The organism is Nocardia sp. CA-128927 (assembly GCF_050955855.1).
GTDB lineage: Bacteria > Actinomycetota > Actinomycetes > Mycobacteriales > Mycobacteriaceae > Nocardia.
Window position 1 is genome coordinate 1,583,538 of record NZ_CP192087.1, and the last position, 26,494, is coordinate 1,610,031.

Below are 26,494 nucleotides of genomic sequence, written 5' to 3' on the forward strand. Positions count from 1 at the left end.
GGAATCGCTTTCTTCGTGCGTGGAGTGGCGTGTCGGGAATTGGCGGGCGCTCAGTTCGTGGCGTAGACGAGAGCGCGTTCCCCTGCCTCGACGCGCATGGGCAGGTGGTTGTCGGGAGGCGAGAGCGGACAGGTGAAGACGGTCGGGGCCAAGTGGTGGTGCGAGAGCGTCGCCTGGTTGAAGTCGACCGTCAGGGTGCTGCCGGGCTGGAGTAGTGGCAGCACCAGCCAGCGGCCGATCTCAGGTGTTTCCGTTCCGTTGGTCTCGTCGGTGAAGACCACGAGCCGCTGGCCCGGCATGTCTTCCAGTACGGACAGCACGTATTCGGTGCCGTCGATGGTGATGGCGAGGTCGACGGGCGCCGAGATGGCTTCCGTGCTGCGGGGATTCGTCAGGCGTCCCACTTCGATACGGCGGCCTTGCGGAGCCGCTCGATATTCGCCTTCGAAGACCCAGGCCGGGTCGTAGGGGTAGGTGTCGATCCCGCTGAGGCCCGACCGGGCGAGGGCCTCGGCGTCCATGACGACGACGCCGTAGGACCCGTCCGCGCCGCCGGCAAAGCCCATCCGTCGCCCGGAGAACTCGAGCGAGCTACCGGATGGCACTTCGGTCGTTCCGTTCACCGCTTCGCCGTTGACCGTCACGCGGTCGTCGGCAGCGACCGATACCGCCAAGGCACCCGCCTCGGTGATGCTCCACTGCCCGGGAACGCCCGGAATGACGTGGGTATCCCGCCCGGTCACCCTGGCATTGGCGACAACCTTCGCCTTACCGTTCGGACCGGCGATCTCTTCCCACCTGCCCCTGCGCCACGCTTCGTAGTCGGCGGGCCCGCCGTGGGTGTCGCCATTCGCTGACTGCTGTTGCGAGGGAACATGATCCGCATACATCAGGTGTGTACTTCCTACTCTGCCGAGGAGCGCACGCCGTTGCCCGCGCCTGAGATCAAACTACGACCGCCATGCGCTAGGGGCGTGAAACATTGCCTATAAAGCAACAAGCTGGGACTAGGGGTTGCCGCGCGAGCAATTACGCCGGCTGACCGACCGAACGGCAGCGCCGAACGAGAAAGGCCCCCGACAGCTAACCGCTGTTCGGGGGCCTTCTGTGTCTGCTGTCTAAGGGCGAGACCGAGGCGTTCTGCGGTTCGGAGACTATTGCGCCACGAACTGGATGTCCTGGTATTTCCTGGCGAGTCCAGTACTCCCGGTGGAGAAATTCACCGTGGCTCTGCCATCTCCAGGTGCCACGTACGTCTTGTTGAAACCGCCTATCGTCGCCATAGACATGACAGTCCAGTTGCGGAGGGTGCCGTCACAGCGAATCGTGTCGCTGGCATTACCGCCGTTTGAAACATGACTGTTTTCATCGAGTGTAAGGTGAATCGCCACATCGAAACTGCCGGTACACAACGCGGTGCCGGTGACAAGCGCGTAGGACGATCGACCGCCCGGGACGGAAGCGGTCGGATCGACGGTGAACGTCCCCGAGGGGGCGGGGTCGGCCGACGCGAGCGGCACAGCCGCACCCACACCGATCAATACGACGGCACCAGTAGTCAGAACCCGAATCATCTTGCGACGCATCGCACTTCCTCCCCTAAACCCGGCAACTCCCAGTGCCGGTCCAACTATCCGGTGGCCACTGCCACCAGCAAGCAGATAAGTATCACGACCAACGACCGTCGATTCGCGTTTCGAGGCGTCACGAGATCTGCATCACAGCCTCCGACGCAGCGGCCCGCCCGAGCTAGCCGCCGTCGCCCGTCAGTTCTCTGGGGGAGGTCGTGTCATCGAGGCGGGCTGACCGATGGGTACGAAAAAGGCCCCGATCAGATCGATACTGGTCGGGGCCTTTTACTTCGGTGCCCTCGGCAGGATTCGAACCTGCGGCCTTCTGCTCCGGAGGCAGACGCTCTATCCCCTGAGCTACGAGGGCGGGATAGGACTCGATCGGGGCGGTGCGGCCGCCGATCGGGCGGGGAAAGCGTATCGCATCGGTCGCTGTGTGCCAAAAAGGGTTGTCGGGGGCGGCGGTTGGGGTCAGTTCGGTGGGATGGGGTTGGCGCCGCGGGCGGTGAGCATGGTGGTGATGAGTTGGGCTTCGCCGCGTTGGATCTTGTCCATGGTGTCGGCGAGGGTGCGCACGGCGGTGGTTTCGGCGTGCTCGGCCGCGTATTGGATCATCGGCAGGCCGCCCTGGTGGTGGCGCAGCATGAGTTGCAGGAAGAGGGTGTCGAGCTGCGGGCCGGTGGCTTGGCGCAGTGCGGCGAGCTCAGCGGGGGTGGCCATGCCTGGCATCGTTGGCATCGGGCCCGACATGGTCTGGGTTGCGCCGGAATGTCCGTGCCCGCCCGGCTGTCCGCTCATCCAGCCCATGTATCCGTCGACGCTCTGCGCGGGCTTGCCCCACAGCTGTAGCCAGCCCTGCATCCGACCGACCTGGTTCTGCTGGGTGGTCATGATGTCGTAGGCGAGGCGGCGCACGTCGGTGTCGGTGGAGCGGACCAGCACGACGCCTGCCATCTCGACGGCCTGCGCGTGGTGCGCCGACATGTCCTGGGTGAAGCCGACATCCACCGCGCCGGGATCCGGTTCGGACGAGTTGTTCAACGGCAACCGGATCAGCGTGCCGATGGCGACGCCGATCAGGATGGCGCCGATCACGCCGAGGATCAGCAGCGCGGTGCTCTGGCGACGGACCTGGGCACCCAGGCCGGATTCCGTGGAAACCGGCTCGACCTCGGTAGCCACTACTGACTCGGCTGCGGCTGGCCCGGTGCGGGCTGGGCCGGGTTCGGCGCGGGGCGCGGTGCGGGCTGGTTCGGGACGGGCGCGCCGGGCAGACCGGGCAGCCCAGGAACGCCGGGCACTCCCGGCAGCCCGCCGGGCATCTCCGAGGGATCCTGCTGCAGGCCCTTGCCGTCCATCGGCACCGCACCCGGTCCGGGCGGCGTCGGGTCGAACGGCGGCGGATTGTCGGTGTCGAACGCGATCGTCGAGCAGTCCGCGCCGACCTCGGGGTAGGTGTAGTTGTTCAAGCGCAACGCCGTGATGAACTGGCCGACGCGCTGGTCACCGGCGCTGTCCAGCTTCAGCTGATGCCCCCACGACTGCAACGAAACCGCGCTGTCCAGCCCGGGATACGGCGACATCAACGAGTACGGCTTGCCCTGTACCTTGCCCTTCAGCGAATCCACCCCCGCGGCATCGACCTTGTCCGGGTTGTAGGCGATCCACACCGCGCCGTGCTCGAGCGAGTGCACCGCGTTCTCCATCCGAATCGGCTTGTCGTACACGACGCCGGTGCAGGTGGCCCAGGCCGCGTCGTGTGGTCCACCGAACGCGGGGCTCTGGTCGTAGGCCACCCGCTGCGTCGGGCCGATGTGCAGCCCCGCCGGGTACTCCTTCTTGACCACGCCCTGGATCGAGTCCGAGGGGTCCTTGCGTTCCGCGCTCGGCGTGAACTTCTCCAGGTCGGCCTTCTCCTGATACTTGGGCACCAGGCTGTAGGCGAGGGCACCGATCAGTGCGATGATGACTACGGCCGCGCCGATGGCCAACCAGGGGATCTGACGACTCTTCTTGGGAAGTTGACCTCGCCCGCCCCCTTTGCGGGAACCGGACAACTTGGCGGCGGCCTTGGCCGATTTGGCGCTGGGACTACTCGGCATCGCTCGTTGTGCTCTCTCGATGTGATGGATCCGCAGGGTGCTGTGGATTGCGGACAGTTCCGGCGCAGTGCCCACTCGAGGTGTACACCCGCCAAGACCATAGGATAGAGACTCGTGACTCCAGCTGACCTTGCAGATCTCCTTCGCGCTACCGCGGCGAAGGTGCTTGTCGAACGCGGACTGGACCCCGCGGTCCTCCCAGACGAGGTCACTGTCGAGCGCCCCCGCAACCCGGAACACGGTGACTATGCCACGAATGTGGCCATGAAAGTCGCGAAAAAGGCAGGCGCGAATCCGCGCGATCTGGCGACCTGGCTCGCCGAGGCGCTGAGCGCGGCCGACGAGGTCGCCTCCGCCGAGGTGGCCGGGCCCGGCTTCCTGAACATCCGGCTGGCCGCGTCCGCACAGGGCGCGATCATCGAGCAGGTGCTCGCCGCCGGAACCGGGTACGGCAGCTCGGAGACGCTGAAGGGCACCCGGATCAACCTGGAGTTCGTGTCAGCCAACCCGACCGGCCCGGTGCATCTCGGTGGCACCCGGTGGGCCGCGGTCGGCGACGCGCTCGGCCGGATCCTGGCCTCGCAGGGCGCCGACGTGGTGCGCGAGTACTACTTCAACGACCACGGCGCGCAGATCGAGCGGTTCGCCAGGTCACTGGTCGCGGCGGCCACCGGCGCGCCGACGCCGGACGACGGCTACGCGGGCGCCTACATCGGCGAGATCGCGAACACGATCGTGGCCGCGCACCCGGAGGCGCCGACGCTGCCCGAGGACGCACGCCAGGAGCTGTTCCGCGCCGAGGGCGTCGAGCTGATGTTCGCGCAGATCAGGCAGTCGCTGCACGAGTTCGGCACCGACTTCGACGTTTTCTTCAACGAGAGCTCGCTGTTCGAATCCGGCGCGGTGGAACGGGCCGTCGCGACGATGAAGGATTCCGGCGACCTTTATGAAAAGGACGGCGCCTGGTGGATCGCGAGTTCGGATTACGGTGACGATCAGGATCGCGTTGTCATCAAAAGCGACGGCAAGCCCGCTTATGTCGCAGGCGATATCGCCTACTTCCAGAACAAGCGGGAACGCGGTTTCGATCTGTGTATTTACATGCTCGGCGCCGACCATCACGGCTATATCGGTCGGTTGAAGGCGATCGCCTCGGTGTCCGGCGATGATCCGGCCACCGTCGAGGTGCTGATCGGGCAGATGGTGAATCTGCTCAAAGACGGTGTCGCGGTGAAAATGAGCAAGCGTGCGGGCACCGTGGTCACCCTCGAGGATCTGGTCGAGGCGATCGGCGTCGACGCGGGCCGGTACGTGCTGGTGCGCTCCTCGGTGAATTCGAGCATCGACATCGACCTGGACCTCTGGACCAGTCAGAGCAGCGAGAACCCGGTCTACTACGTGCAATACGCGCACGCGCGGACCGCGTCGATCGCGCGCAATGCCGCCGAGCTCGAATACGACAAGGTGACACCGGATCTCGCGCTGCTGACCTCCGACGAAGAGGGCGAACTCATTCGCACCCTCGGCGAGTACCCCCGGGTGGTGAGCAGCGCCGCGGCCCTGCGCGAGCCGCACCGGATCGCCCGCTACCTGGAGGAACTGGCCGGCACCTACCACCGTTTCCAGACCAACAAGAACCTGCGCGTGCTGCCCCTCGGGGACGAGCCCGTCAGCCCGACCAACGCCGCGCGTTTGGTGATGGTCAACGCGACCCGTCAGGTCCTCGCGAACGGCCTCGCTCTGCTCGGCGTCAGCGCACCGGAGCGCATGTGAACGGGCACAAGAACTTTCAGACGAGCGCCGGGAAGGAACGACTATGAGCGCGCATCCTGCTGGACCTCGGCACGCCGAGATTCCGCATGCCCCTAATCTGCCGGAGCGCCCGCGCGACCCGCAGCAGATGATCGATCTGCCCGCGAATGTGTGGCCGCGCAACGCTTCCCGCGATGACGACGGCGTGGTCCGGCTGGCGGGCGTACCGGTGCACGAGCTGGCCGTCGAGTTCGGCACGCCGCTCTTCGTGATCGACGAGGACGACTTCCGTTCCCGCTGCCGCGACATGGTGCGCGCATTCGGCCCGAACGCGCGAGTTCACTACGCGTCCAAGGCTTTTCTGTGCGGCGAGATCGCCCGCTGGATCCGCGACGAGGGCCTCTCGCTGGACGTGTGCTCCGGCGGCGAGCTCGCGGTAGCCCTGCACGCCGACTTCCCGGCCGAGCGAATTGCGTTGCACGGCAACAACAAATCCGCGACCGAGCTGGAGGCCGCGGTGGCCGCCGGGGTCGGCCACGTGGTGGTCGACTCGCTGATCGAGATCGAGCGCCTCGAGGCCATCGCGGGTCGCGCCGGTGTGGTGCAGGACGTGCTCGTCCGGGTCACCGTCGGCGTGGAAGCCCATACGCACGAATACATTTCGACCGCGCACGAGGATCAGAAGTTCGGCTTCTCGATCGCCGGCGGCGACGCCATGGAGGCGCTCGCGCGCGTCTTCGACGCGGACAACCTGCGCCTGGTCGGCCTGCACAGCCATATCGGTTCGCAGATCTTCGAGATCGACGGCTTCGAGATCGCCGCCCGCCGGATGCTGCGGTTGCTGCACGACGCCATCGAGAAGTTCGGCGTCGACCGCACCGCGCAGATCTCGACGCTGGATCTCGGTGGCGGACTTGGTATTTCGTACCTGCCGAGCGACGACCCGCCGCCGCTGGACGACTTCGCCGCGAAGGTGGCCGACCTGGTCGCCGCCGAGGCGGCCGCCATCGGCCTGCCGCAGCCGAAGATCGCGGTGGAGCCCGGCCGCGCCATCGCCGGGCCCGGCACCGTCACCCTGTACGAGGTCGGCACCATCAAGGATGTCTCCCTCGACGGCGGCCTGCGCAGGCGCTACATCAGCGTCGACGGCGGCATGAGCGACAACATCCGCCCGGCGCTGTACCAGGCGGACTACGACTGCCGCCTGGTCTCCCGCTCGTCCGAGGCCGCGGCCGTGGTCGCGCGCGTGGTCGGAAAGCATTGCGAGAGTGGCGATATCGTCATCCGCGATACCTGGATGCCGGAAGATGTCGGCCCCGGCGATCTGGTCGCCGTCGCGGCGACCGGCGCGTACTGCTATTCGATGTCCAGCCGATACAACCAGCTGACCCGCCCTGCGGTCGTCGCGGTGCGTGACGGACAACCGCGACTCATTCTGCGCCGGGAAACGGTGGCGGACCTGCTCAGCTTGGAGGTTGAATCATGACCAATCCCGCTCCGAAGACGTGGGGAAGAGATCAGCCGATCGGCGTGGCGGTCCTCGGCATGGGCAATGTCGGCACCGAGGTCGTGCGGATTCTGCGCGAGCAACCCGAAGACCTGCGTGCCCGGGTCGGTGCGCCGCTGGTGCTGCGCGGCGTCGCGGTCCGCAATCTCGACAACGATCGCGGCCTCCCGGCGCACCTGCTGACCACCGATGCGGACGCCCTGGTCGCCCGCGACGACGTCGACCTCGTGGTCGAGGTGATCGGCGGCATCGACCCGCCGCGCCGGCTGATCCTGGCCGCGCTGAACGCGGGCAAATCCGTGGTGACCGCGAACAAGGCGCTGCTGGCCGACTACACCGGCGAACTCGCGGCGGCCGCCGAACGCAACCGCGCCGACCTCTACTTCGAGGCCGCGGTCGCCGGCGCCATCCCGGTGGTCCGCCCGCTCATCCAGTCGCTGGCCGGTGACCGGGTCAACCGGGTGGTCGGCATCGTCAACGGCACCACCAACTTCATCCTCTCCGCGATGGACGAGACCGGCGCCGACTACGGGGTCACCCTGAAGGAGGCCACCCGCCTCGGTTACGCGGAGGCCGATCCGACCGCCGACGTGGAAGGCTACGACGCCGCGGCCAAGGCCGCGATCCTGGCTTCGCTCGCGTTCCACACCCGGGTCACCGCAGCTGACGTGTACCGCGAGGGCATCTCCAAGATCAGCTCCGAGGACCTGGAGACCGCGTCCGCGCTGAACTGCACGGTCAAGCTGCTGGCCATCTGCGAGCGGGTGCCCGCCGGACCGGGCGAGCCGAGCGTGGCCGAGGGCGGCAAGGACCGCGTCTCGGTTCGCGTATATCCGGCGCTGGTGCCGCGCAAGCATCCGTTAGCCGCCGTGAGTGGCGCGTTCAACGCGGTGGTCGTCGAGGCGGAGAACGCCGGTCGGCTGATGTTCTACGGACAGGGTGCGGGCGGCGCGCCGACCGCCTCCGCGGTGCTCGGCGATCTGGTGATGGCCGCGCGCAACAAGTTCTACGGTGGCCGCGCTCCCGGCGAATCGGTTTATGCTGAGCTACCGATCGCGCCGATCGGCGATACGCCCACCCGCTATCACGTGAACCTGCAGGTGGCAGACCGTCCCGGGGTCCTGGCCGCGGTGGCGGGCGAATTCGCCAAGCACGGGGTGAGCATTTCGACCGTCCGCCAAGAGGGGCACGGCACGGGTGCTCGCTTGGTCGTGGTTACCCACCACGCCGTGGAATCCGCGCTCGCGGACACCGTTGCCGCCCTTGCGGAAATGGAATCCGTCACATCAATCACCAGTGTTCTTAGATTGGAAGGCACCGAAGAATGAGTACGGCCAGGGGACGGCAGACGGCGGAGCCGGCGGGGTGGGTAAGCGCCGGCGTGGCGCCCCAAGCAGGAGTGCACTCCCGTTGGCCCGGTCTGATCGCTGCCTACCGCGATCGGATCGCGGGCGCGGCAGAGTGGGAGCCGGTCACCCTGTATGAGGGCGGAACGCCGCTGGTGCCCGCACCACACCTGTCCGAATTGACCGGGTGTGACGTTTATCTCAAGGTCGAGGGGCTGAACCCGACCGGCTCGTTCAAGGACCGCGGCATGACGGTCGCGATCACCGACGCCAAGTACCAGGGCCAGCAGGCGGTGCTCTGCGCGTCCACCGGCAACACCTCGGCATCGGCCGCGGCCTACGCGACCCGCGCGGGCATGACCTGTGCCGTGCTGATCCCGCAGGGCAAGATCGCGATGGGCAAGCTGGCCCAGGCGGTCATGCTCGGCGCCAAGATCATTCAGGTGGACGGCAACTTCGACGACTGCCTGGAGCTGGCCCGCAAGGTCACCTCGGACTTCCCGAGTATCGGCCTGGTGAACTCGGTGAACCCGGCCCGTATCGAGGGCCAGAAGACCGCGTCGTTCGAGATCTGCGACGTGCTCGGCAGGGCGCCCGACGTGCACGCGCTGCCGGTGGGCAACGCGGGCAACATCACCGCGTACTGGCGCGGCTATCGCGAGTACTACGCCGACGGCATCACCACCCAGCTGCCGCGCATGCTCGGCGTGCAGGCCGCGGGGGCCGCGCCGCTGGTCAACGGCGCCCCGGTGAGCAACCCGGAGACCATCGCGACGGCCATCCGGATCGGCGCACCCGCGTCCTGGAACGGCGCGATGGCAGCCAAGGAGGAGTCCGGTGGGGCGTTCCGCGCGGCCACCGACGACGAGATCCTGGCGGCCTACCGGCTCGTCGCGGCGCGCGAGGGCGTGTTCGTCGAGCCCGCGTCGGCGGCCAGTGTCGCGGGCCTGCTCGCCGCACACGAGGAGGGCTGGCTGGACTCGGGCCTGACCGTCGTGTGCACGGTAACCGGCAACGGGCTCAAGGATCCCGACACCGCGCTGCTGGGAATGCCGCAGGTGCAGGCGATTCCGGTGGATCCGGTGGCGGTCGCCCGCGAACTAGAGCTGGCCTGAGTTGAATTCGCGCGAAAGCCAGTTATCCGAGCGGCCGCGGGCCGCGAGCATGAGTCGCACGCTGCCCGCGGGACTTTCGGTGACCGCGCGGGTACCCGCGTCCAGCGCGAACCTGGGTCCCGGATTCGATTCGCTCGGTATGGCATTGGGGATCTACGACGAGATCGAGGTGCGCACTACCGATTCCGGCCTCAACATCCGGGTCGAGGGTGAGGGCGCCGACGATGTCCCCTGGGGCCCTTCACATCTCGTGGTGCGCGCGATCGAGCGCGGACTCGAGTCGGCGGGGGTGTGGGCCGACGGCCTCGATGTGGTGTGCCGCAACGTGATTCCGCATTCGCGCGGGCTCGGCTCCTCGGCCTCGGCCGTGGTCGGCGGCCTCGCCGCGGGCTGCGCCGTCGCGGCGAAGTTCGATCCGGCGCTGGCCACCTCGACCGACCAATTGGTGCAGCTCGCTTCGGAATTCGAGGGTCACCCGGACAACGCGGCGGCCAGCGTGCTCGGCGGCATCGTGGTGTCCTGGACCGAGACCGACCGGGCCGCCGACATCGGCCAGGACGACGTGCCGATAGCTGAGCACCACGGCCGGGTCTACCGCGCTGTCCGGCTGGACGCTCATCCGGCGCTGCGACCTGTGGTGCTCATTCCGGAAGAACGCTCGGCCACCGCGCACACCAGGGGTTTGCTGCCCGAGGTGGTGCCGCACGGCGACGCCGCGTTCAACGTCAGCCGGGCCGCCCTGGCGGTGGTGGCGCTGACCCAGCGTCCCGACCTGCTGATGCCCGCGACGGCCGACCGGCTGCATCAGACCCAGCGTGCGCCCGCGCTACCGCTGACGACCACCTGGGTTTCCCGGCTGCGCGCGGCGGGCATCGCGGCCACCGTTTCGGGCGCGGGTCCCACCATTTTGGCCTTGGGTACCAGCGAATTCCCTGCCGAACTCCGTGAACTCGCGGCCATGGACGGGTTGCGGGTGGTCGAACCGGGACTTGCCGACGGAGTCCTGATCGACGGTGTTTGATCGGCGACGCTCCCGGGATCTTCCGTGGTTACACTCCGCTGCCGCCTCCAGATCCGTCGCTCGCGACGCGGCGGCGCGTCTGGCTTGCCGAGATTCGCAATGGGCAGCTATCCTGAGCGAGTCCGTACATCGTGCGCATCAGACGCCGGTGCTTCACTCAGGGCAATCGCTCCAGCAGGCTCCAGGCTCGAGCCTCCAGGCCATGGGGGTGCTGCGTAGCTGTGCAACTGGAATGATCTCTCCCACCTCACACCACCGGTGGCGAAGCGGACGGACGCATCCGAGTCCGGCAGAATGCCCGGACTGCGGGACGAACCCTCGAAACAGCACACGGCAATCGGGGGAAGGAAAGGATTTCCGTGACAGATACGGACCTGCTCGCAACACCCGGGGTGGAATCCAACCCAACATCTCCGGGGGACCGCGAAAGTGACTCCGGACAGATTTCGAAGATGAGCGAACAAACCGACGTCGCACGATCGGGGCTGACTGGAATGTTGTTGCCGCAGTTGCGCGCGCTCGCGGGGGAGCTCGGTATCCGAGGCACCTCCGGAATGCGCAAAGGCGATTTGATCGCCGCTATCAAGGAAAATCAGTCCGGGAAACCGGCCAAGGGTGAAAAGCCCGAAGGGGGACAGGCCAAGTCCGCGGTTTCCGCCAAGGCCGACACGCCCGGTAATACGGAAGCGCCGGCCGCCGCGTCGACGCCCGCTCGGGCCGAGCAGGGGACCCTCGATGTGTCCACCGCCCCGGCAAAGGAAGCGCCGGTCGTCGAGGCTGCCGCCCCGGCAAAGGAATCCGCTCCCGTGAACTCGGCGCCGACCGAGGCCGCACCGGCCAACACGACCGAATCCACCGAGGATTCCGGCCGCGAGGGTGGCCAGCGTGGTCGTGGTCGGCAGCGGCGCGGCCGTGACCAGGCGCGATCCGGCGGTGGCGAGGCCGCTTCCGCCGATGCGCGTGGTGACGAGCCGAAGCAGGACGCCGAGCAGGGCGAGCGCCGCCGTGAGCGCAACCAGTCCGGCGAGCGGAATCAGTCCGAGCGCAATCAGGGCGAGCGCACGCAATCCGGTGAGCGCAATCAAGGCGACCGGAATCAGGGCGACCGGAATCAGGGCGACCGGAATCAGTCCGGTGACCGCAACCAGTCGGGCGAGCGCAACCAATCCGGTGACCGCAACAGCCAGAACGGCAACGGCGGCGGAAATGCCGGCGGTGGCCGCAACAACGACCGCAACAACACCCGCGGTGACGACGACGAGGGTGACGGTCGCGGTCGGCGGGGACGTCGGTTCCGTGAGCGTCGTCGTGGGCGTGACCGCGAGCCGGGCACCGGTGGCGGCGAGGCCCGTGAGCTGGAGATCCGCGAAGACGACGTGCTCCAGCCGGTCGCGGGCATCCTCGACGTGCTGGACAACTACGCCTTCGTCCGGACCTCGGGTTACCTGGCCGGACCGAACGACGTCTACGTCTCGATGAACCTGGTCCGCAAGAACGGCCTGCGCCGCGGTGACGCGATCACCGGTGCGGTCCGCGCTCCGCGCGACGGCGAGCAGAACAACCAGCGACAGAAGTTCGATCCGCTGGTTCGCCTCGACACGGTCAACGGCGGCGACGTCGAAGATTCGAAGCGGCGGCCCGAGTTCAGCAAGCTCACCCCGCTCTACCCGAATCAGCGGCTGCGCTTGGAGACTCAGCAGAACAAGCTGACCACCCGGGTCATCGACCTGATCATGCCGATCGGTAAGGGTCAGCGCGCCCTGATCGTCTCGCCGCCGAAGGCCGGTAAGACGACGATCATGCAGGACATCGCGAACGCCATCGCCATCAACAACCCCGAGGTCTACCTCATGGTCGTGCTGGTCGACGAGCGTCCCGAAGAGGTCACCGACATGCAGCGTTCGGTGAAGGGTGAGGTCATCGCCTCCACCTTCGACCGGCCGCCGGGCGACCACACCTCCGTCGCCGAGCTCGCCATCGAGCGGGCCAAGCGACTGGTGGAAATGGGCAAAGACGTTGTGGTGCTGCTCGACTCGATCACTCGATTGGGCCGTGCGTACAACAACTCCTCGCCCGCTTCGGGTCGAATCCTGTCCGGTGGTGTCGATTCCACCGCGCTGTACCCGCCCAAGCGGTTCCTCGGCGCGGCGCGCAACATCGAGAACGGTGGCTCGCTCACCATCATCGCCACCGCGATGGTGGAGACCGGTTCGACCGGTGACACGGTCATCTTCGAGGAATTCAAGGGCACCGGTAACGCGGAGCTCAAGCTGGACCGCAAGATCGCGGAACGGCGCGTGTTCCCCGCGGTGGACGTCAACCCGTCCGGCACTCGTAAGGACGAGCTACTGCTCAACCCGGACGAGGCCGCGGTGCTGCACAAGCTGCGTCGCGTACTGTCCGGCCTGGACTCGCACCAGGCGATCGATCTGCTGATCGACCGTCTGAAGAAGTCCAAGAACAACCTCGAGTTCCTGATGCAGGTGAGCAAGACCGCGCCTGGCGCACTGGACGAGTAAGTTCGCAAGCTGTTCCGCCGAGAGGGCTCCGTGCAAGCGGGGCCCTCTCGGCGTTTGCGGGCTGAAGAAGATGAGCCCGATGAGGGCCGCGCCGCCGATCACGCCGCCGAGAATGACCGCCGGGCTCGCCACCGCACTCCCCTCCGGGGCGGTGGCCGAAGCCTTGATGTAGACGGCGGTTCCCGGCGCGGCCGTGGTCGCGGTGTCCGGAAGGGCACACCAGCCGACCGCGACAGCGAGAATCAACAGACCGAAAATCGCGGACGCGACTCGGATGTTCACAAGTTCTCCCTTCGCTGATCACCGCACGCCGGTGTGCTGAGGCCTCAAACTCTATGAACGCAGCTGTTCGCATACCTGAGTAGCGAACTACCCGTCTTCAGGGTTCCTGAGACAGCCTCGAAGCGCGTGCCCGAACTTCCTGGGGCGGCGGCGATGGGGGGAGTACCTAGGGCGGGAACAAACCACTTACCGGGGGTGTTTTGGGAGCGTAGGGACTGTTCTGGCATACTGAACGGTCGTTGCGTCTGCTCTGTTTCGAGCAGACCTCCCGCCTAAGTCGGCTCCGGTTCACGTTCCCGCGAATCTCGCGTGAGCGACCCGGCGGCCAATATCGAGAGGACACCCATGAAGGCAGGAATCCACCCCACGTATGTCGAGACCACGGTCGTCTGTGGTTGCGGCAATACCTTCCAGACTCGCAGCACCAAGGAGTCCGGACACATCAACGTCGAGGTCTGCTCGCAGTGCCACCCGTTCTACACCGGCAAGCAGAAGATCCTCGACACCGGTGGCCGCGTGGCCCGCTTCGAGGCCCGCTACGGCAAGCGTGCCGGCAGCAAGAAGGCCGACGCGGACGACGCCGCAGCCAACTAGCTTCCTCGCCGACGCCCGGTCCTGCTCCTGCAGGCCGGGCGTCGGTGTTTTGTATGGGGTCCTTTCATCAGGAAATCAGAAAGAGGGAGCACAGTGACGCAACCGTCCGCGATCGACGACATTCTGGCCGAGCACGCCGGCCTGGAAACACAGCTGTCCGATCCGGCGCTGCACAATGATCCGGGCGCTGCCCGCCGGGTCGGCAAGCGATTCGCCGAACTCGCGCCGATCATGTCCACCTACGCGAAGCTGAAGTCCGCGCGCGACGATCTCGCCGCCGCACGGGAACTCGGCGCCGACGACGCCACCTTCGCCGCCGAGGTGCCCGACCTGGAACGCCAGGTCGCGGAGCTGGAGCAGACCCTCGCGGACCTGCTCGCCCCGCGCGACCCGCACGACGGCGACGACGTGGTGCTCGAGGTGAAATCCGGTGAGGGCGGCGAGGAATCGGCGCTGTTCGCCTCCGACCTGGCCCGCATGTACGTCCGCTATGCGGAACGGCACGGCTGGAAGGTCGAGATCCTCGACGTCACCGTGTCCGATCTCGGTGGGTACAAGGACGCGACGCTGTCGATCAAGAGCCGCGACGCCGCGCGCGACGGAGTCTGGTCGCGATTCAAGTTCGAGGGTGGCGTGCACCGGGTGCAGCGCGTGCCGGTGACCGAATCGCAGGGCCGCATCCACACCTCGGCCGCCGGTGTCCTGATCTACCCGGAACCCGACGAGGTCGAAGCGGTGCAGATCGACGAAACCGACCTGCGCATCGACGTTTACCGTTCGTCGGGCAAGGGCGGCCAGGGCGTCAACACCACCGACTCCGCCGTCCGGATCACCCACCTGCCCTCCGGCATCGTGGTGACCTGCCAGAACGAGCGCTCGCAGCTGCAGAACAAGGCGCGCGCCATGCAGGTGCTCGCCGCGCGGTTGCAGGCACTCGCCGAGGAACAGGCCGACCAGGAAGCCGCGGCGGGCCGGGCCAGCCAGATCCGCACCGTCGACCGCTCCGAGCGCATCCGCACCTACAACTTCCCGGAAAACCGAATCGCCGACCATCGCATCGGTTTCAAGGCGCACAACCTCGATGCCGTGCTGGACGGCGACATGGACGCGTTGCTCGACGCACTCGGCAAGGCGGATCGCGAAGCCCGAATGGCCGCGGAGTAAGCGGGATTCGGGAAGAGTTGTTGTCATGTCTATGACCCGCGTAGCGCTGCGCCCCGCCATCAACGACGCCATCCAGACGTTGCGAACGGCCGGGGTACACAGTCCGCAGGCCGATGCGGAGCAGTTGGCCGCGCACGTGATCGGGGTCGAGCGGAGCAGGCTGGCGCTGACCCCACTCGTCGCGCCCGACACCTTGACCGAGTATCGCGCGCTGGTGGACCGGCGGGCGCAGCGAATTCCGTTGCAGCACTTGACCGGAACCGTGGCGATGGGGGAGATCGACCTGGCCGTCGGGCCCGGTGTGTTCATTCCGCGTCCGGAGACCGAGCTGCTGTTCGCCTGGGCGCTGGCTCAGCTCGAGACGCTGCCGCACGATCACACGCCGGTCGTCGTGGACCTGTGCACCGGCTCCGGCGCGCTGGCCCTGGCCATCGCGCACGCGCGTCCGGACGCCGATGTCCGTGCGGTAGAACTCGATCCGTCGGCACTGCACTGGGCCCGCCGCAATGCCGACCAGTGCATCATCGACGGCGACACACCCATCACCCTTTACGCCGACGACGTCACCGATCCGAGGCTGCTGACCGAGTTCGACGGCCGAGTCGACCTCGTGGTCTCCAACCCGCCCTACATCCCCGAAGGCGCGCAGTTGGATCCCGAAGTCGCCGACCACGATCCGCACCTGGCCCTCTTCGGCGGCCCCGACGGCCTGGACGTCATCCGTGGCATGATCCCCACGATCACTCGCCTGCTGCGCAAAGGTGGAGCCGCAGCCATCGAACACGATGACTCGAACGGCTCAGATCTCGCGGCTCTGCTGGGCAAACAAGGTGACTTCACCGACATCGTCGAACATCCTGACCTCGCGGGCAAACCCCGCTTCGTCGCCGCCACCCGCGCTCAGTACTGATCACTACCCGGTGTGGGCGTCGATCGCACCGTTATGCCAAGGTAACAACTGATTTCGTAAGTACATGGGTAACTCGTCGGGGACGGGCCAACCCGACCAATGCCTCACCGCCGGCCGCGTCTGCGACGGGTGACGCACCTAGGCCTGGCCAAGAGGCTCGGAGAGGCGGATTAGCATGGTGCCCGTGAGTACCGTCTACGACTGCGCGGATCCCGACACGCGCGCCGCCGGACTGACCGCAGCCACCAGCGCCCTGAAATCCGGGCGACTCGTCGTGCTGCCCACCGACACGCTCTATGGCCTGGCCGCGGACGCTTTCGACTCCACCGCGGTGAGTTCGCTGCTCGTGGCCAAGCGTCGTGGCCGCGACATGCCGGTGCCGGTCCTGGTCGGTTCCTGGCACACCATCGACGGCCTGGTCTTCTCGGTGCGCCCGCAGGCCCGCGAGCTGATCCGGGCGTTCTGGCCCGGCGGCCTGAGTCTCGTTGTGCAGCAAGCCCCTTCACTCGCCTGGGACCTGGGCGACACACGCGGCACGGTGATGCTGCGGATGCCGCTGCATCCGGTCGCCCTGGAACTGCTGCGTGAGGTCGGCCCGCTGGCCGTCTCCAGCGCCAATGTCTCCGGCCAGCCGCCCGCCAAGATCGCGGCCGAGGCGCGCGACCAGCTGGGCGACCTCGTCGGCGTCTACCTGGACGGCGGCCCGGCGGACCACGCCATCGCCTCCACCATCGTCGACCTCACCGCCGACCAGCCCCGCATCCTGCGCGAGGGCGCGGTCCCCATCGGCGACATCGCCGACGTGCTCGGCATGTCGCCGGAGGCGCTGACCAGTGCTGCCACTAGGTGACCCGGCGGCGCCGGGTGCCGACGCCGCACGGTCACCGCGGGACGATCGAACGGTATCGCGGGTGATCGGGCGGTCCCTCGGATGAGCGGCGCTGTCGTTCCGCTGCGCGAGCTGCTGCTGGTGGTGCTCATCTCCGCGGTGGTGACCTTCCTGGTGACCGGCGGAATCCGGATTCTCGCCATCACCTTCGGCGCGGTCGCGGTGCCGCGCGAGCGCGACGTGCACGTCAAGCCGATCCCGCGCATGGGTGGCGTCGGGATGTACATCGGCGTGGTGGCAGCGGTCCTGTTCGCGCACCAATTGCCCGCGCTGCGACGGGGATTCGACTATCGCCCGGACATCCCCGCGGTGCTGGTGGCGGCCACGCTGATCGTGGCGGTCGGCATCGTGGACGACCGGTGGGGCCTGGACGCGCTCACCAAGTTCGCCGGGCAGGTCACCGCCGCGGGTGTGATGGCCGTGATGGGCCTGAGCTGGTACGTCATCTACAACCCGTTCGACGACTCCACCGTCGTCCTCGACACGTTGCAGGGCGGCCTGGTCACCGTGGCGATCTCGGTCACGCTGATCAACGCGATGAACTTCGTGGACGGGCTCGACGGGCTCGCGGCCGGACTGGGTTTCATCGCCGCCGCGGCCGTTTTCGTGTTCTCCCTCGGGTTGATGAACGAGCAGGGCGGCTCGGTCGACACCTATCCGCCCGCATTGCTCGCCGCCGCGCTGGCCGGCGCGTGCATCGGATTTCTGCCGCACAATTTCCAGCCCGCCCAGATATTCATGGGTGATTCCGGCTCGATGCTGATCGGATTGATCCTCGCTGCGGCGTCGACGAGTGCCTCGGGCCGCATTCCCTTGCAGGGCTACGGCCCGCGCGACATCGTCGGTCTGCTCTCGCCGCTGCTGTTGGTCGGCGCTGTGATGTTCATCCCAGTGCTGGACCTGCTGCTGGCTATTGTTCGCCGGGTGCGCGCGGGTGTGAGCTTCTCCACGCCGGACAAAATGCATCTGCATCACCGGCTGTTGCAGATCGGGCATTCGCACCGCCGCGTCGTGCTGCTGATCTATTTATGGGTCGGTGTGCTCGCGTTCGGCGCGGTCGGGACGTCGTTGATGGATCGTCGCCTGGTGGTTCTGCTGATGGCGGGCGGACTGATTTTCGCCCTCGTCGTGACCGCTATCCCGGGAATGCGACGCGGGGAGCCCGCAGGGGACCGATCTTCGTCCGGGTAAGGTTCGCGAATGTGAGCTTCACACCTACCCCCGTCCCAGGTCCCGACGCCCCGCTGAAGGCGGCGCTGCGCTACGGCTTGATCGGATTGGGCGTGCTGGTGGTGCTGTCCGTCGCGATCGGCGCCGCGGCCGCGGGCATGCCCGGTCTGTGGGGTGCGCTGATCGGCTCGGCCATCGGCGGCGGCTTCATTCTGACCACCGCCGCGGTGGTGTTGTTCGGCGCGAAATTGCCGCCGTCCACCGCGGGCATGGTGATGTTGGCCAGCTGGGTCGGTAAAATGCTGGTAGCCCTTTTGGTCATAGCAATACTGAATCAATTCGACTTTTATGACCGAATGGTCCTTTTCTTGACGGTGATCGGTGCGCTGGTCATCGTGCTCGGTGCGGAGACGTATGGCGTTGTGCGCCAGAAGGTTCCGTACGTGACGGTGCCGGACGCGGCTCCGGAATCGCCGACTCGGGAAGATTGATCCCCACCCACCTACACGCTGTCGTAGATAACTTGGTAAAGTGTTGGTAAGCAAGCAACCAAGCGAGGGGGGATCGTCAAGATCCCTCCGAGTGCCGCTATGCTTACTGCCGTGCCGGGCTCTGAGGGTTCCGGTTCTGCATGTCGACGATGTCGCCGACACACGTACAGACGCCAGGTGGAATCAAAACCCGCCGCACAGCTGCTGACGAACTTCGAGCCGACCTGAGTCGACCCAAATTGATCGTCAATGTCCGATCGAACCGTGGGATCAACCGAACCCACGGCCCGAACACGGGAGAGAACGCTGAGCGTCACCACTTTGGCGGGCGAGTTCCACGCGCCATCGCTGTCCGACTTCTTCCCTCCAGCGCTGCTGTTCGAGGGTACGCCGTTCGAACTCGATCGCCTGATGCTGATCAGGCTGATCATGTCGGCGGTCCTGATTGTCGTGATGATGCTCGCATTCCGGAATCCGCGCCTCGTCCCGCGCGGACTGCAGAACGTCGCCGAAACCGCTCTGGTGTTCGTCAAGGAGCAGATTTCCGACGAGATCCTGGGTAAGGAAACCGGTCGCAAGTTCCTTCCGCTCATCGCGACAATCTTCTTCTCGGTGCTCTTTCTGAACTTCTCCGGCATCATTCCGGGTTTGAACATCTCGTCGAACGCCCGAGTCGGCTTTCCGCTGGTGTTGGCCCTCATTGCCTACGTCGCGTTCAACTACGTGGGTATCAAGAAGTACGGGTTCTTCACCTACATGCGCGCCAGCGTCGTTGTTCCGAATGTCCCGCCCGCGCTGCATGTGCTGCTGATTCCGATCGAATTCGTCTCGACGTTCATACTGCGGCCGTTCACGCTGACGGTCCGACTCATGGCGAACATGCTGGCCGGACACATCATGCTGGTGCTTTTCTTCAGCGCCACCTGGTTCTTCTTGTTCGATGCCGTCTCGTGGATGAAGGTGTTCTCGCCGTTCTCGCTGATCGCGGGTCTCGGGTTCACCCTCTTCGAGCTCCTGGTCATCTTCTTGCAGGCCTATGTCTTCGCCCTGCTGACCGCGGTCTACATCTCGCTGGCTCAGCACGCAGATTCGCACTGACCCACAACTACCGGATACCTGCTACACACGCCGACCGGCGGGTGAGCAACAGAAAGGGAAATGGAACCTCATGAGCCTCGCGTACCTGGCCCAGGAAGCCGCTTCGAACTCTGACAAGATCAAGGGATACGGCGCTATCGGCTACGGTCTCGCCGCCATCGGCCCCGGCATCGGTGTTGGCATCGTTGTCGGTAAGGCGATCGAGGGCATTGCCCGTCAGCCCGAGCTCCAGGGCACGATCCGTACCAACATGTTCCTCGGTATCGCGTTCACCGAGGCCCTCGCCCTGATCGGCCTTGTGGCCGGGTTCATCTTCTGATTGCCATGAACGGGCTTTCTGTGTTCGCCGCGGATGCTGGGGAAGACATCAACCCCCTCATCCCCGAGACATACGACATCGTGTGGTCGGTGGTCTGCATTGCGATCATCGGCGTCGTTTTCTACAAGTATGTGATCCCGCGCTTGCTCAAGGTGCTCGACGAGCGCAGCGATAAGATCGAGGGCGGCATCGCCCGGGCCGAGGCCGCGCAGGAAGAGGCCCAGCTCACACTGCAGCAGTACCAGCAGCAGCTGGCCGAAGCGCGGCTCGAGGCATCGCGTATCCGTGAGGACGCGCGCACCCAGGGCCAGCAGATCCTCGCGCAGATGCGCGCGGACGCGCAGGCCGAAAGTGACCGCATCGTTGCCGCGGGCCACAGCCAGCTGGAAGCACAGCGCCAGCAAATCCTTACCGAACTGCGCTCCGAACTCGGCCATACCGCCGTAGATTTGGCCGAAAAGATTATCGGGCAGTCGGTTTCGGACGAAGCTAAGCAGGCGGCGTCGATCGAGCGGTTCCTGACCGAGCTCGACGACGAGTCGAAAGCCGGCATCGGGGTCGGAAGGTAGCGACGCGAAAGTGAGAAGCATGTACGCAGCGAGCCGCGAGGCCTGCGCCCGGTCTCGGGAGGCGCTCAGGGCCGCTCTGACCGGAAGCGACAGTGTCGCGGCCACAACGGGTTCCGAACTGTTCGCCGTTGTCGCCGTGCTGGACGACCAGCGTTCGCTGCGTGTTGCGCTCGCGGACGTGTCGGTGCCCGGTTCGGTACGGGCCGAGCTCAGTGAACGGGTCTTCGGCGGCAAGGTCAGCCCGGCCACTCAGGCCGTGCTGACCACCGCCGTGGCCCAGGACTGGTCCCGGACCGCCGACCTGGTCGACACCCTGGTGTTGCTCGGGCAAGAGGCATTGCTGGAGTCGGCGTCCGACAGTGGTCGGCTCGACGCGGTCGAGGACGAGCTGTTCCGGCTCGGTCGGATCATCAGCGACAACCCCGACCTCGAGCAGGCCCTTTCCGATCGGACCAAGCCGGCCGAGGCGAAGCGGGAACTGGTCGATCGCCTGCTCACCGGCAAGACCGAATCCATCACCCTAACCCTGGCTGAGCAGGTGGTGACCAGGCAGAAGACGGCAGTCGGGGTGGCATTCGACGAACTGTCCGATCTGGCCGCGGCCCGCCGCGACCAGATCGTGGCGCACGTGCGTGCGGCGATCGAACTGTCGGCACAGCAGCGCGAGCGGCTCGCCGCCTCGCTGCACCGCATCTACGACAAGCCGATCCAGGTGCACGTACAGGTCGACCCGAGTCTGCTGAGCGGGCTCGTCGTACACGTCGGCGACGACGTGATCGACGGCAGCGCCATCGGCCGGCTCGAACGGCTGCGTCGGTCCCTGACCTGACGTTCCGCGGGTCTTACCCACCCCGCCGGCTTCGCCGGCTGCCGTCCCCCCACCCCGACATTCGACACAGCGAGAGCAGGAAGAACATGGCGGAGCTGACGATCTCCTCCGACGAGATCCGTAGCGCGATCGAGAGCTACACGCAGAGCTACACCCCCGAGACCTCCATCGAAGAAGTCGGTGTTGTCACCGACACGGCCGACGGCATCGCGCATGTCAGTGGCCTGCCTTCGGCAATGGCCAATGAGCTGCTGGAGTTCCCGGGTGGCGTGCTCGGCGTGGCGCTGAACCTCGAAGACCGCTCGATCGGTGCGGTCATCCTCGGCGAATACGCCGACCTCGAAGAGGGCCAGCAGGTCCGCCGGACCGGCGACGTGCTCTCGGTTCCGGTGGGCGACAACTTCCTCGGCCGCGTGGTGGACCCGCTCGGCCACCCGATCGACGGACTCGGCGAGATCGAGGCCGAAGAGCAGCGCGTGCTCGAGCTGCAGGCCGCCTCCGTGCTGGAGCGTCAGCCCGTCGAGGAGCCGCTGGCCACCGGCATCACCGCCATCGACGCCCTCACCGCGATCGGCCGTGGCCAGCGTCAGCTGATCATCGGCGACCGCAAGACCGGCAAGACCGCGGTCTGCATCGACGCCATCCTGGCGCAGAAGGCGAACTGGGACTCCGGCGATCCGGCGAAGCAGGTGCGCTGCATCTACGTCGCCATCGGCCAGAAGGGTTCCACCATCGCGGGCGTCAAGTCCGCGCTGGAGGCCCGCGGCGCGCTGGAGTACACCACCATCGTCGCGGCCCCCGCGTCGGACTCGGCCGGCTTCAAATGGCTTGCGCCGTACACCGGTTCGGCCCTCGGCCAGCACTGGATGTACCAGGGCAAGCACGTCCTCATCGTGTTCGACGACCTGACCAAGCAGGCCGAGGCGTACCGCGCCATCTCGCTGCTGCTGCGTCGCCCGCCGGGCCGCGAGGCGTACCCGGGTGACGTCTTCTACCTGCACTCGCGTCTGCTGGAGCGTTGCGCCAAGCTCTCCGACGAGCTGGGCGCCGGCTCGATGACCGGTCTGCCGATCATCGAGACCAAGGCCAACGACATCTCGGCGTTCATCCCGACCAACGTCATCTCGATCACCGACGGTCAGGTCTTCCTCGAGTCCGACCTGTTCAACAAGGGCGTCCGCCCGGCGATCAACGTCGGTACCTCGGTCTCCCGTGTCGGTGGCGCGGCCCAGACCAAGGGCATGAAGAAGGTCGCCGGCTCGCTGCGTCTGGAAATGGCGCAGTTCCGCGAGCTGGAGGCGTTCTCCGCCTTCGCCTCCGACCTCGATGCCGCGTCGCTGGCGCAGCTCGAGCGTGGCGCCCGCTGGGTCGAGCTGCTCAAGCAGGACCAGTACTCGCCGGTCGCCGTCGAGGACCAGATCGTCTCGATCTTCCTGGTCGACGACGGTCGCTTCGACTCGGTCCCGGTCGCCGACATTCGTCGCTTCAACGTCGAACTGCTCGAGCACCTGCATCGCGCCGCGGCCGACGCCTTCAAGTCGATCGAGGGTGGCAAGGTCCTCAAGGACGAGGCCGCCGATCAGATCAAGTCGGAGACCGACAAGTTCAAGCAGGGCTTCCTCGCTTCCGATGGCAGCCGTGTGGTGAACGAGGCCGAGGCGGCCGATCTCGAGCACGAAGAGGTCGAGACCCTGTCGGTCACCCGCAAGCACGTCGAGAAGTGACCCAGGTTCGGGACTGATGCGAGCTATTCGTAAAGACGATGCGAATGAAGGGAGTGTGAACCGCTGATGGCAAGTTTGCGTGAATTGCGCTCCCGCATTCGTGGTGTGAATTCGATCAAGAAGATCACCAAGGCCCAGGAGCTGATCGCGACCTCGCGAATCTCCAAGGCGCAGGCCAGGGTTGCGGCCGCCAAGCCGTACGCCGAGGAGATCACCAAGGTCCTCGGCGAGTTGGCGAACGCGTCGAAGAACCTGACCCATCCGCTGCTGACCGAGCGCGCCGAGCCGCGCCGGGCGGCCGTGCTGGTGATCACCAGTGACAGCGGTATGGCCGGTGGCTACAACTCCAACGTGCTCAAGCGCGCCGAAGAGTTGATGCACACGCTGCGCGGCGAGGGCAAAGAGCCGGTGATCTACGTGATGGGCAACAAGGGCGTCACGTACTACACCTTCCGCAACCGCACCCCGCTGGCCTCGTGGACCGGGTTCTCGCAGCAGCCGAAGTACACCGATGCGTCGGCCGCCTGCAACCACCTGGTCGAGGCGTTCATGGCCGGTTCGGACGGCGTGGTTCCCGCGCCGAACGGCACCGGCGATATCGCGGGTGTGGACGAGCTGCACATCGTGTACACGCGGTTCGTGTCGATGCTGACGCAGACCCCGGAGGTGCGCCGGTTGGCGCCGATCCAGGTGAGCTACGTCGACGAGAACTTCGACATGGGTGAGGACTTCGTGTCCGATTCGCCGACGGCGGATGTGCACGCGCAGTACGAGTTCGAGCCCGACGCCGATGTGCTGCTGGCGGCCCTGCTGCCGAAGTACATCAACACGCGTATCTACTCATCGTTGCTCGAGGCAGCGGCATCCGAGTCCGCGGCTCGGCGCACCGCAATGAAGGCAGCCACCGATAACGCCAACGACCTTGCCACGGATCTTTCCCGGCAGGCGAACTCGGTGCGGCAGGCCCAGATCACGCAGGAAATCAGCGAAATTGTCGGCGGCGTAAACGCGCTGGCTTCGAGCTCGGACCGCGACTAAGCGCAGGAAGAGAAAAATGACCGCAGCAGTCACGCAAGACAACACGAGTCGGACCGGCGCAGACTCAGGTCGCGTCGTCCGAGTCATCGGCCCCGTCGTCGACGTCGAGTTCCCCCGGGGCTCGATCCCTGACCTGTTCAACGCCCTGCACGCCGAGATCGCACTGACCTCGGTGGCCAAGACGCTGACCCTCGAGGTCGCCCAGCACCTCGGCGACGGCATCGTTCGCTGCATCTCGATGCAGCCGACCGACGGCCTGGTCCGTAGCGCACCCGTCACCGACACCGGCAAGCCGATTTCGGTGCCGGTCGGCGACGTCGTCAAGGGCCACGTCTTCAACGCGCTCGGCGACTGCCTCGACACCCCCGGCCTCGGCCGCGACGGTGAGCAGTGGGGCATCCACCGCAAGCCCCCGTCATTCGACCAGCTCGAGGGTAAGACCGAGATCCTGGAGACGGGCATCAAGGTCATCGACCTGCTCACCCCGTACGTGAAGGGTGGCAAGATCGGTCTGTTCGGTGGCGCCGGTGTCGGCAAGACCGTGCTCATCCAGGAGATGATCACCCGTATCGCGCGGGAGTTCTCCGGTACCTCCGTGTTCGCCGGCGTCGGCGAGCGCACCCGTGAGGGCACCGACCTCCGTCTGGAAATGGAAGAGATGGGCGTCCTCCCGGACACCGCCCTCGTCTTCGGCCAGATGGACGAGCCGCCGGGCACCCGTATGCGCGTCGCCCTCTCGGCCCTCACCATGGCCGAGTACTTCCGCGACGTGCAGCACCAGGACGTGCTGCTGTTCATCGACAACATCTTCCGGTTCACCCAGGCCGGTTCCGAGGTGTCGACCCTGCTCGGCCGCATGCCGTCCGCCGTCGGTTACCAGCCGACCCTCGCGGACGAGATGGGCGAGCTGCAGGAGCGCATCACCTCGACCCGTGGTCGCTCGATCACCTCGCTGCAGGCGATCTACGTGCCCGCCGACGACTACACCGACCCGGCGCCGGCCACCACCTTCGCCCACCTCGATGCGACGACCGAGCTTTCCCGCCCGATCTCGCAGAAGGGCATCTACCCGGCCGTCGACCCGCTGACCTCGACCTCCCGCATCCTGGAGGCCTCGATCGTCGGCGACCGGCACTTCGCCGTGGCCAACGAGGTGAAGCGAATCCTGCAGAAGTACAAGGAACTGCAGGACATCATCGCCATCCTCGGCATGGACGAGCTCTCCGAAGAGGACAAGGTCCTCGTCGGCCGCGCCCGTCGCCTGGAGAAGTTCCTCGGCCAGAACTTCATCGTGGCCGAGAAGTTCACCGGCCAGGTCGGTTCGGTGGTTCCGCTGGAGCAGACCATCGACGACTTCGACCGGGTCTGCAAGGGCGAGTTCGACCACTTCCCGGAGCAGGCGTTCAACAGCTGCGGTGGCCTCGACGATGTCGAGGCGGCCGCGAAGAAGATCGCCGGAAAGTAGTCCCGATGTCGGAAATGTCAGTTGATCTCGTCGCGGTCGAACGGCTGCTCTGGTCCGGCCAGGCAACGTTCGTCAGTGCGCAGACCACCGAGGGTCAGATCGGCATCATGCCGAGCCACGAACCGCTGCTCGGTCAGCTGGTCGAGGGCGGCACGGTGGCCATCGTCTCCACTGACGGCGAGCGCATCGTCGCGGCGGTGCACGGCGGCTTCTTCTCCGTGACCGCGACGACGGTCCGGATCCTGGCCGAGTCCGCGGAATTCGCCGACGAGGTGGATGTCGAGGCGGCCCGCCGAGTGCTGGCCGACGACGCGGCCAGCGAAGAGGACCAGCTTGCGGCGCAGGCCCAGGTCCGCGCGGCGGAGCAGGCCGCGAACGCGTAAGCGACAACCGGATATAGAACACCAGACTGTCGGCGGCGAAGGGATCTTCGCCGCCGACAGTCGTCTTATAACGGCTGACGATCGTCTTAATACACGGCCCCCCAGTTTGTAAACTTGGTGTCGTGGTTGAATGACCGCGGGGTGTCGACGACACGGCGACAGAGCGAAGGGACGAACTGCATTGCAGACCGGGATGGTTCTCCTGATCATTCTGGTGCTCACGCTCGTGTTCCTGGCCCTCGCCTCGACCTATCGCCTGATCATGTTGCGGCGCGGCGGAACCGCCGCACTGCTGCGGGTACTGCCCGCGCGCGGTGGTCAGGGTTGGCGGCACGGACTGATCCGATACGACGAGGACCGAATGGTCTTTTTCAAGCTGACCAGCCTGAAACTCGGACCGGACTGCACAATTCACCGCCAGGGCATCGAGATCGGCGACCGTCGCGGACCCGTCGGCGACGAGTTCGACATCATGAGCGACGACATCGCGGTGATCGCGGTGACCGATCGGGACGGCAGCTACGAGCTGGCCCTGGATCGGGCCTCGCGGACCGCTTTTCTTTCCTGGGTGGAATCCCGCCCCTCGGACCGCACCCGTCGGATGCGCTGAGCTGTCTCCAATGTCCTCGCGGAATC

25 protein-coding genes and 1 tRNA gene are annotated in these 26,494 nt (G+C 66.4%); 21 read left to right on the forward strand and 5 right to left on the reverse strand.

Annotated elements, in window-relative coordinates:
* Positions 1–50: 50 nt before the first annotated feature.
* The 5 genes from ACQPW1_RS07375 to ACQPW1_RS07395 all read right to left on the reverse strand — a co-directional run bounded on the left by ACQPW1_RS07375 (position 51) and on the right by ACQPW1_RS07395 (position 3,673).
* Positions 51–890 (reverse strand): DUF1684 domain-containing protein, encoded by an 840-nt coding sequence (locus tag ACQPW1_RS07375; RefSeq protein WP_433661979.1) that lies wholly within the window; start codon positions 888–890, stop codon positions 51–53.
* Between the two features lie 264 nt (positions 891–1,154).
* Entirely contained in the window at positions 1,155–1,586 is a 432-nt protein-coding gene (locus ACQPW1_RS07380) for a hypothetical protein (protein ID WP_433661980.1), read from the reverse strand.
* A gap of 279 nt (positions 1,587–1,865) precedes the next feature.
* A tRNA-Arg gene (locus ACQPW1_RS07385) sits at positions 1,866–1,938 on the reverse strand.
* A 104-nt stretch (positions 1,939–2,042) separates the two neighbouring features.
* Positions 2,043–2,753 carry a DUF305 domain-containing protein gene (locus ACQPW1_RS07390; protein WP_433661981.1) on the reverse strand — a complete coding sequence of 237 codons (711 nt, stop codon included), beginning with the start codon at positions 2,751–2,753 and terminating at the stop codon, positions 2,043–2,045.
* On the reverse strand, positions 2,753–3,673 hold the full coding sequence (locus ACQPW1_RS07395) for a DUF3105 domain-containing protein (protein WP_433661982.1): 921 nt from the start codon (positions 3,671–3,673) through the stop codon (positions 2,753–2,755). Before ACQPW1_RS07395 ends, ACQPW1_RS07390 begins: the two co-directional genes overlap by 1 nt.
* Positions 3,674–3,787: 114 nt before the next feature.
* Here ACQPW1_RS07395 and argS point away from each other — a divergent pair, with 114 nt between their 5' ends.
* From argS to ACQPW1_RS07500, 21 genes are all read left to right on the forward strand, one after another.
* Positions 3,788–5,446 (forward strand): arginine--tRNA ligase, encoded by a 1,659-nt coding sequence (gene argS, locus ACQPW1_RS07400; protein WP_433661983.1) that lies wholly within the window; start codon positions 3,788–3,790, stop codon positions 5,444–5,446.
* Positions 5,447–5,489: 43 nt separating this feature from the next.
* Entirely contained in the window at positions 5,490–6,911 is a 1,422-nt protein-coding gene (gene lysA, locus ACQPW1_RS07405; protein ID WP_433661984.1) for a diaminopimelate decarboxylase, read from the forward strand.
* A complete protein-coding gene (locus ACQPW1_RS07410; RefSeq protein ID WP_433661985.1) occupies positions 6,908–8,260 on the forward strand; it encodes a homoserine dehydrogenase in 1,353 nt (450 codons plus the stop codon). The genes lysA and ACQPW1_RS07410 overlap by 4 nt, the downstream gene beginning before the upstream one ends.
* A gap of 71 nt (positions 8,261–8,331) precedes the next feature.
* A complete protein-coding gene (thrC, locus tag ACQPW1_RS07415; RefSeq protein WP_433665176.1) occupies positions 8,332–9,393 on the forward strand; it encodes a threonine synthase in 1,062 nt (353 codons plus the stop codon).
* Positions 9,394–9,442: 49 nt separating this feature from the next.
* Positions 9,443–10,414: a homoserine kinase gene (thrB, locus tag ACQPW1_RS07420; RefSeq protein ID WP_433661986.1), complete on the forward strand. Its 972-nt coding sequence runs from the start codon at positions 9,443–9,445 to the stop codon at positions 10,412–10,414.
* A gap of 359 nt (positions 10,415–10,773) precedes the next feature.
* On the forward strand, positions 10,774–12,933 hold the full coding sequence (gene rho / locus ACQPW1_RS07425; protein WP_433661987.1) for a transcription termination factor Rho: 2,160 nt from the start codon (positions 10,774–10,776) through the stop codon (positions 12,931–12,933).
* 627 nt (positions 12,934–13,560) lie between these two features.
* Positions 13,561–13,809, forward strand: coding sequence for a 50S ribosomal protein L31 (rpmE, locus tag ACQPW1_RS07430; RefSeq protein ID WP_433661988.1), 249 nt, complete (start codon positions 13,561–13,563; stop codon positions 13,807–13,809).
* Positions 13,810–13,902: 93 nt separating this feature from the next.
* Complete coding sequence (gene prfA, locus ACQPW1_RS07435; RefSeq protein WP_433661989.1) at positions 13,903–14,973, forward strand: peptide chain release factor 1; 1,071 nt, start codon at positions 13,903–13,905, stop codon at positions 14,971–14,973.
* 31 nt (positions 14,974–15,004) lie between these two features.
* On the forward strand, positions 15,005–15,883 hold the full coding sequence (gene prmC, locus ACQPW1_RS07440; RefSeq protein WP_433665177.1) for a peptide chain release factor N(5)-glutamine methyltransferase: 879 nt from the start codon (positions 15,005–15,007) through the stop codon (positions 15,881–15,883).
* A gap of 184 nt (positions 15,884–16,067) precedes the next feature.
* Positions 16,068–16,733, forward strand: a complete 666-nt coding sequence (locus ACQPW1_RS07445) for an L-threonylcarbamoyladenylate synthase (RefSeq protein WP_433661990.1) — start codon at positions 16,068–16,070, stop codon at positions 16,731–16,733.
* 81 nt (positions 16,734–16,814) lie between these two features.
* Positions 16,815–17,963, forward strand: a complete 1,149-nt coding sequence (locus tag ACQPW1_RS07450) for a glycosyltransferase family 4 protein (RefSeq protein WP_433661991.1) — start codon at positions 16,815–16,817, stop codon at positions 17,961–17,963.
* An 11-nt stretch (positions 17,964–17,974) separates the two neighbouring features.
* On the forward strand, positions 17,975–18,433 hold the full coding sequence (locus ACQPW1_RS07455; RefSeq protein ID WP_433661992.1) for a hypothetical protein: 459 nt from the start codon (positions 17,975–17,977) through the stop codon (positions 18,431–18,433).
* Between the two features lie 249 nt (positions 18,434–18,682).
* Positions 18,683–19,531, forward strand: a complete 849-nt coding sequence (gene atpB, locus ACQPW1_RS07460) for a F0F1 ATP synthase subunit A (protein WP_433661993.1) — start codon at positions 18,683–18,685, stop codon at positions 19,529–19,531.
* A gap of 70 nt (positions 19,532–19,601) precedes the next feature.
* Positions 19,602–19,850: an ATP synthase F0 subunit C gene (locus ACQPW1_RS07465; protein ID WP_150407935.1), complete on the forward strand. Its 249-nt coding sequence runs from the start codon at positions 19,602–19,604 to the stop codon at positions 19,848–19,850.
* 5 nt (positions 19,851–19,855) lie between these two features.
* Complete coding sequence (locus ACQPW1_RS07470) at positions 19,856–20,419, forward strand: F0F1 ATP synthase subunit B (protein ID WP_397139588.1); 564 nt, start codon at positions 19,856–19,858, stop codon at positions 20,417–20,419.
* 19 nt (positions 20,420–20,438) lie between these two features.
* Complete coding sequence (locus tag ACQPW1_RS07475; RefSeq protein ID WP_433661994.1) at positions 20,439–21,248, forward strand: F0F1 ATP synthase subunit delta; 810 nt, start codon at positions 20,439–20,441, stop codon at positions 21,246–21,248.
* 86 nt (positions 21,249–21,334) lie between these two features.
* Positions 21,335–22,972, forward strand: coding sequence for a F0F1 ATP synthase subunit alpha (gene atpA, locus ACQPW1_RS07480; protein ID WP_433661995.1), 1,638 nt, complete (start codon positions 21,335–21,337; stop codon positions 22,970–22,972).
* A gap of 66 nt (positions 22,973–23,038) precedes the next feature.
* Positions 23,039–24,010: a F0F1 ATP synthase subunit gamma gene (locus tag ACQPW1_RS07485; RefSeq protein WP_433661996.1), complete on the forward strand. Its 972-nt coding sequence runs from the start codon at positions 23,039–23,041 to the stop codon at positions 24,008–24,010.
* Positions 24,011–24,026: 16 nt separating this feature from the next.
* On the forward strand, positions 24,027–25,475 hold the full coding sequence (gene atpD / locus ACQPW1_RS07490) for a F0F1 ATP synthase subunit beta (protein WP_433661997.1): 1,449 nt from the start codon (positions 24,027–24,029) through the stop codon (positions 25,473–25,475).
* Positions 25,476–25,480: 5 nt separating this feature from the next.
* Entirely contained in the window at positions 25,481–25,858 is a 378-nt protein-coding gene (locus ACQPW1_RS07495; protein ID WP_433661998.1) for a F0F1 ATP synthase subunit epsilon, read from the forward strand.
* A 193-nt stretch (positions 25,859–26,051) separates the two neighbouring features.
* Positions 26,052–26,468: a DUF2550 domain-containing protein gene (locus ACQPW1_RS07500; protein WP_433661999.1), complete on the forward strand. Its 417-nt coding sequence runs from the start codon at positions 26,052–26,054 to the stop codon at positions 26,466–26,468.
* The last annotated feature ends 26 nt before the right edge of the window (positions 26,469–26,494 follow it).

What these genes read in the sequence shown, in the direction of transcription:
- ACQPW1_RS07375 (WP_433661979.1), bottom strand. Translation starts at nt 890, where the DNA reads ATGTATGCGGATCATGTTCCCTCGCAACAGCAGTCAGCGAATGGCGAC.
- ACQPW1_RS07380 (WP_433661980.1), bottom strand. Translation starts at nt 1,586, where the DNA reads ATGCGTCGCAAGATGATTCGGGTTCTGACTACTGGTGCCGTCGTATTG.
- ACQPW1_RS07395 (WP_433661982.1), bottom strand. Translation starts at nt 3,673, where the DNA reads ATGCCGAGTAGTCCCAGCGCCAAATCGGCCAAGGCCGCCGCCAAGTTG.
- lysA (WP_433661984.1), top strand. Translation starts at nt 5,490, where the DNA reads ATGAGCGCGCATCCTGCTGGACCTCGGCACGCCGAGATTCCGCATGCC.
- ACQPW1_RS07410 (WP_433661985.1), top strand. Translation starts at nt 6,908, where the DNA reads ATGACCAATCCCGCTCCGAAGACGTGGGGAAGAGATCAGCCGATCGGC.
- thrB (WP_433661986.1), top strand. Translation starts at nt 9,443, where the DNA reads ATGAGTCGCACGCTGCCCGCGGGACTTTCGGTGACCGCGCGGGTACCC.
- rpmE (WP_433661988.1), top strand. Translation starts at nt 13,561, where the DNA reads ATGAAGGCAGGAATCCACCCCACGTATGTCGAGACCACGGTCGTCTGT.
- prmC (WP_433665177.1), top strand. Translation starts at nt 15,005, where the DNA reads ATGACCCGCGTAGCGCTGCGCCCCGCCATCAACGACGCCATCCAGACG.
- ACQPW1_RS07450 (WP_433661991.1), top strand. Translation starts at nt 16,815, where the DNA reads ATGAGCGGCGCTGTCGTTCCGCTGCGCGAGCTGCTGCTGGTGGTGCTC.
- atpB (WP_433661993.1), top strand. Translation starts at nt 18,683, where the DNA reads ATGTCCGATCGAACCGTGGGATCAACCGAACCCACGGCCCGAACACGG.
- ACQPW1_RS07465 (WP_150407935.1), top strand. Translation starts at nt 19,602, where the DNA reads ATGAGCCTCGCGTACCTGGCCCAGGAAGCCGCTTCGAACTCTGACAAG.
- ACQPW1_RS07470 (WP_397139588.1), top strand. Translation starts at nt 19,856, where the DNA reads ATGAACGGGCTTTCTGTGTTCGCCGCGGATGCTGGGGAAGACATCAAC.
- ACQPW1_RS07475 (WP_433661994.1), top strand. Translation starts at nt 20,439, where the DNA reads ATGTACGCAGCGAGCCGCGAGGCCTGCGCCCGGTCTCGGGAGGCGCTC.
- atpA (WP_433661995.1), top strand. Translation starts at nt 21,335, where the DNA reads ATGGCGGAGCTGACGATCTCCTCCGACGAGATCCGTAGCGCGATCGAG.
- ACQPW1_RS07485 (WP_433661996.1), top strand. Translation starts at nt 23,039, where the DNA reads ATGGCAAGTTTGCGTGAATTGCGCTCCCGCATTCGTGGTGTGAATTCG.
- atpD (WP_433661997.1), top strand. Translation starts at nt 24,027, where the DNA reads ATGACCGCAGCAGTCACGCAAGACAACACGAGTCGGACCGGCGCAGAC.
- ACQPW1_RS07495 (WP_433661998.1), top strand. Translation starts at nt 25,481, where the DNA reads ATGTCGGAAATGTCAGTTGATCTCGTCGCGGTCGAACGGCTGCTCTGG.
- ACQPW1_RS07500 (WP_433661999.1), top strand. Translation starts at nt 26,052, where the DNA reads ATGGTTCTCCTGATCATTCTGGTGCTCACGCTCGTGTTCCTGGCCCTC.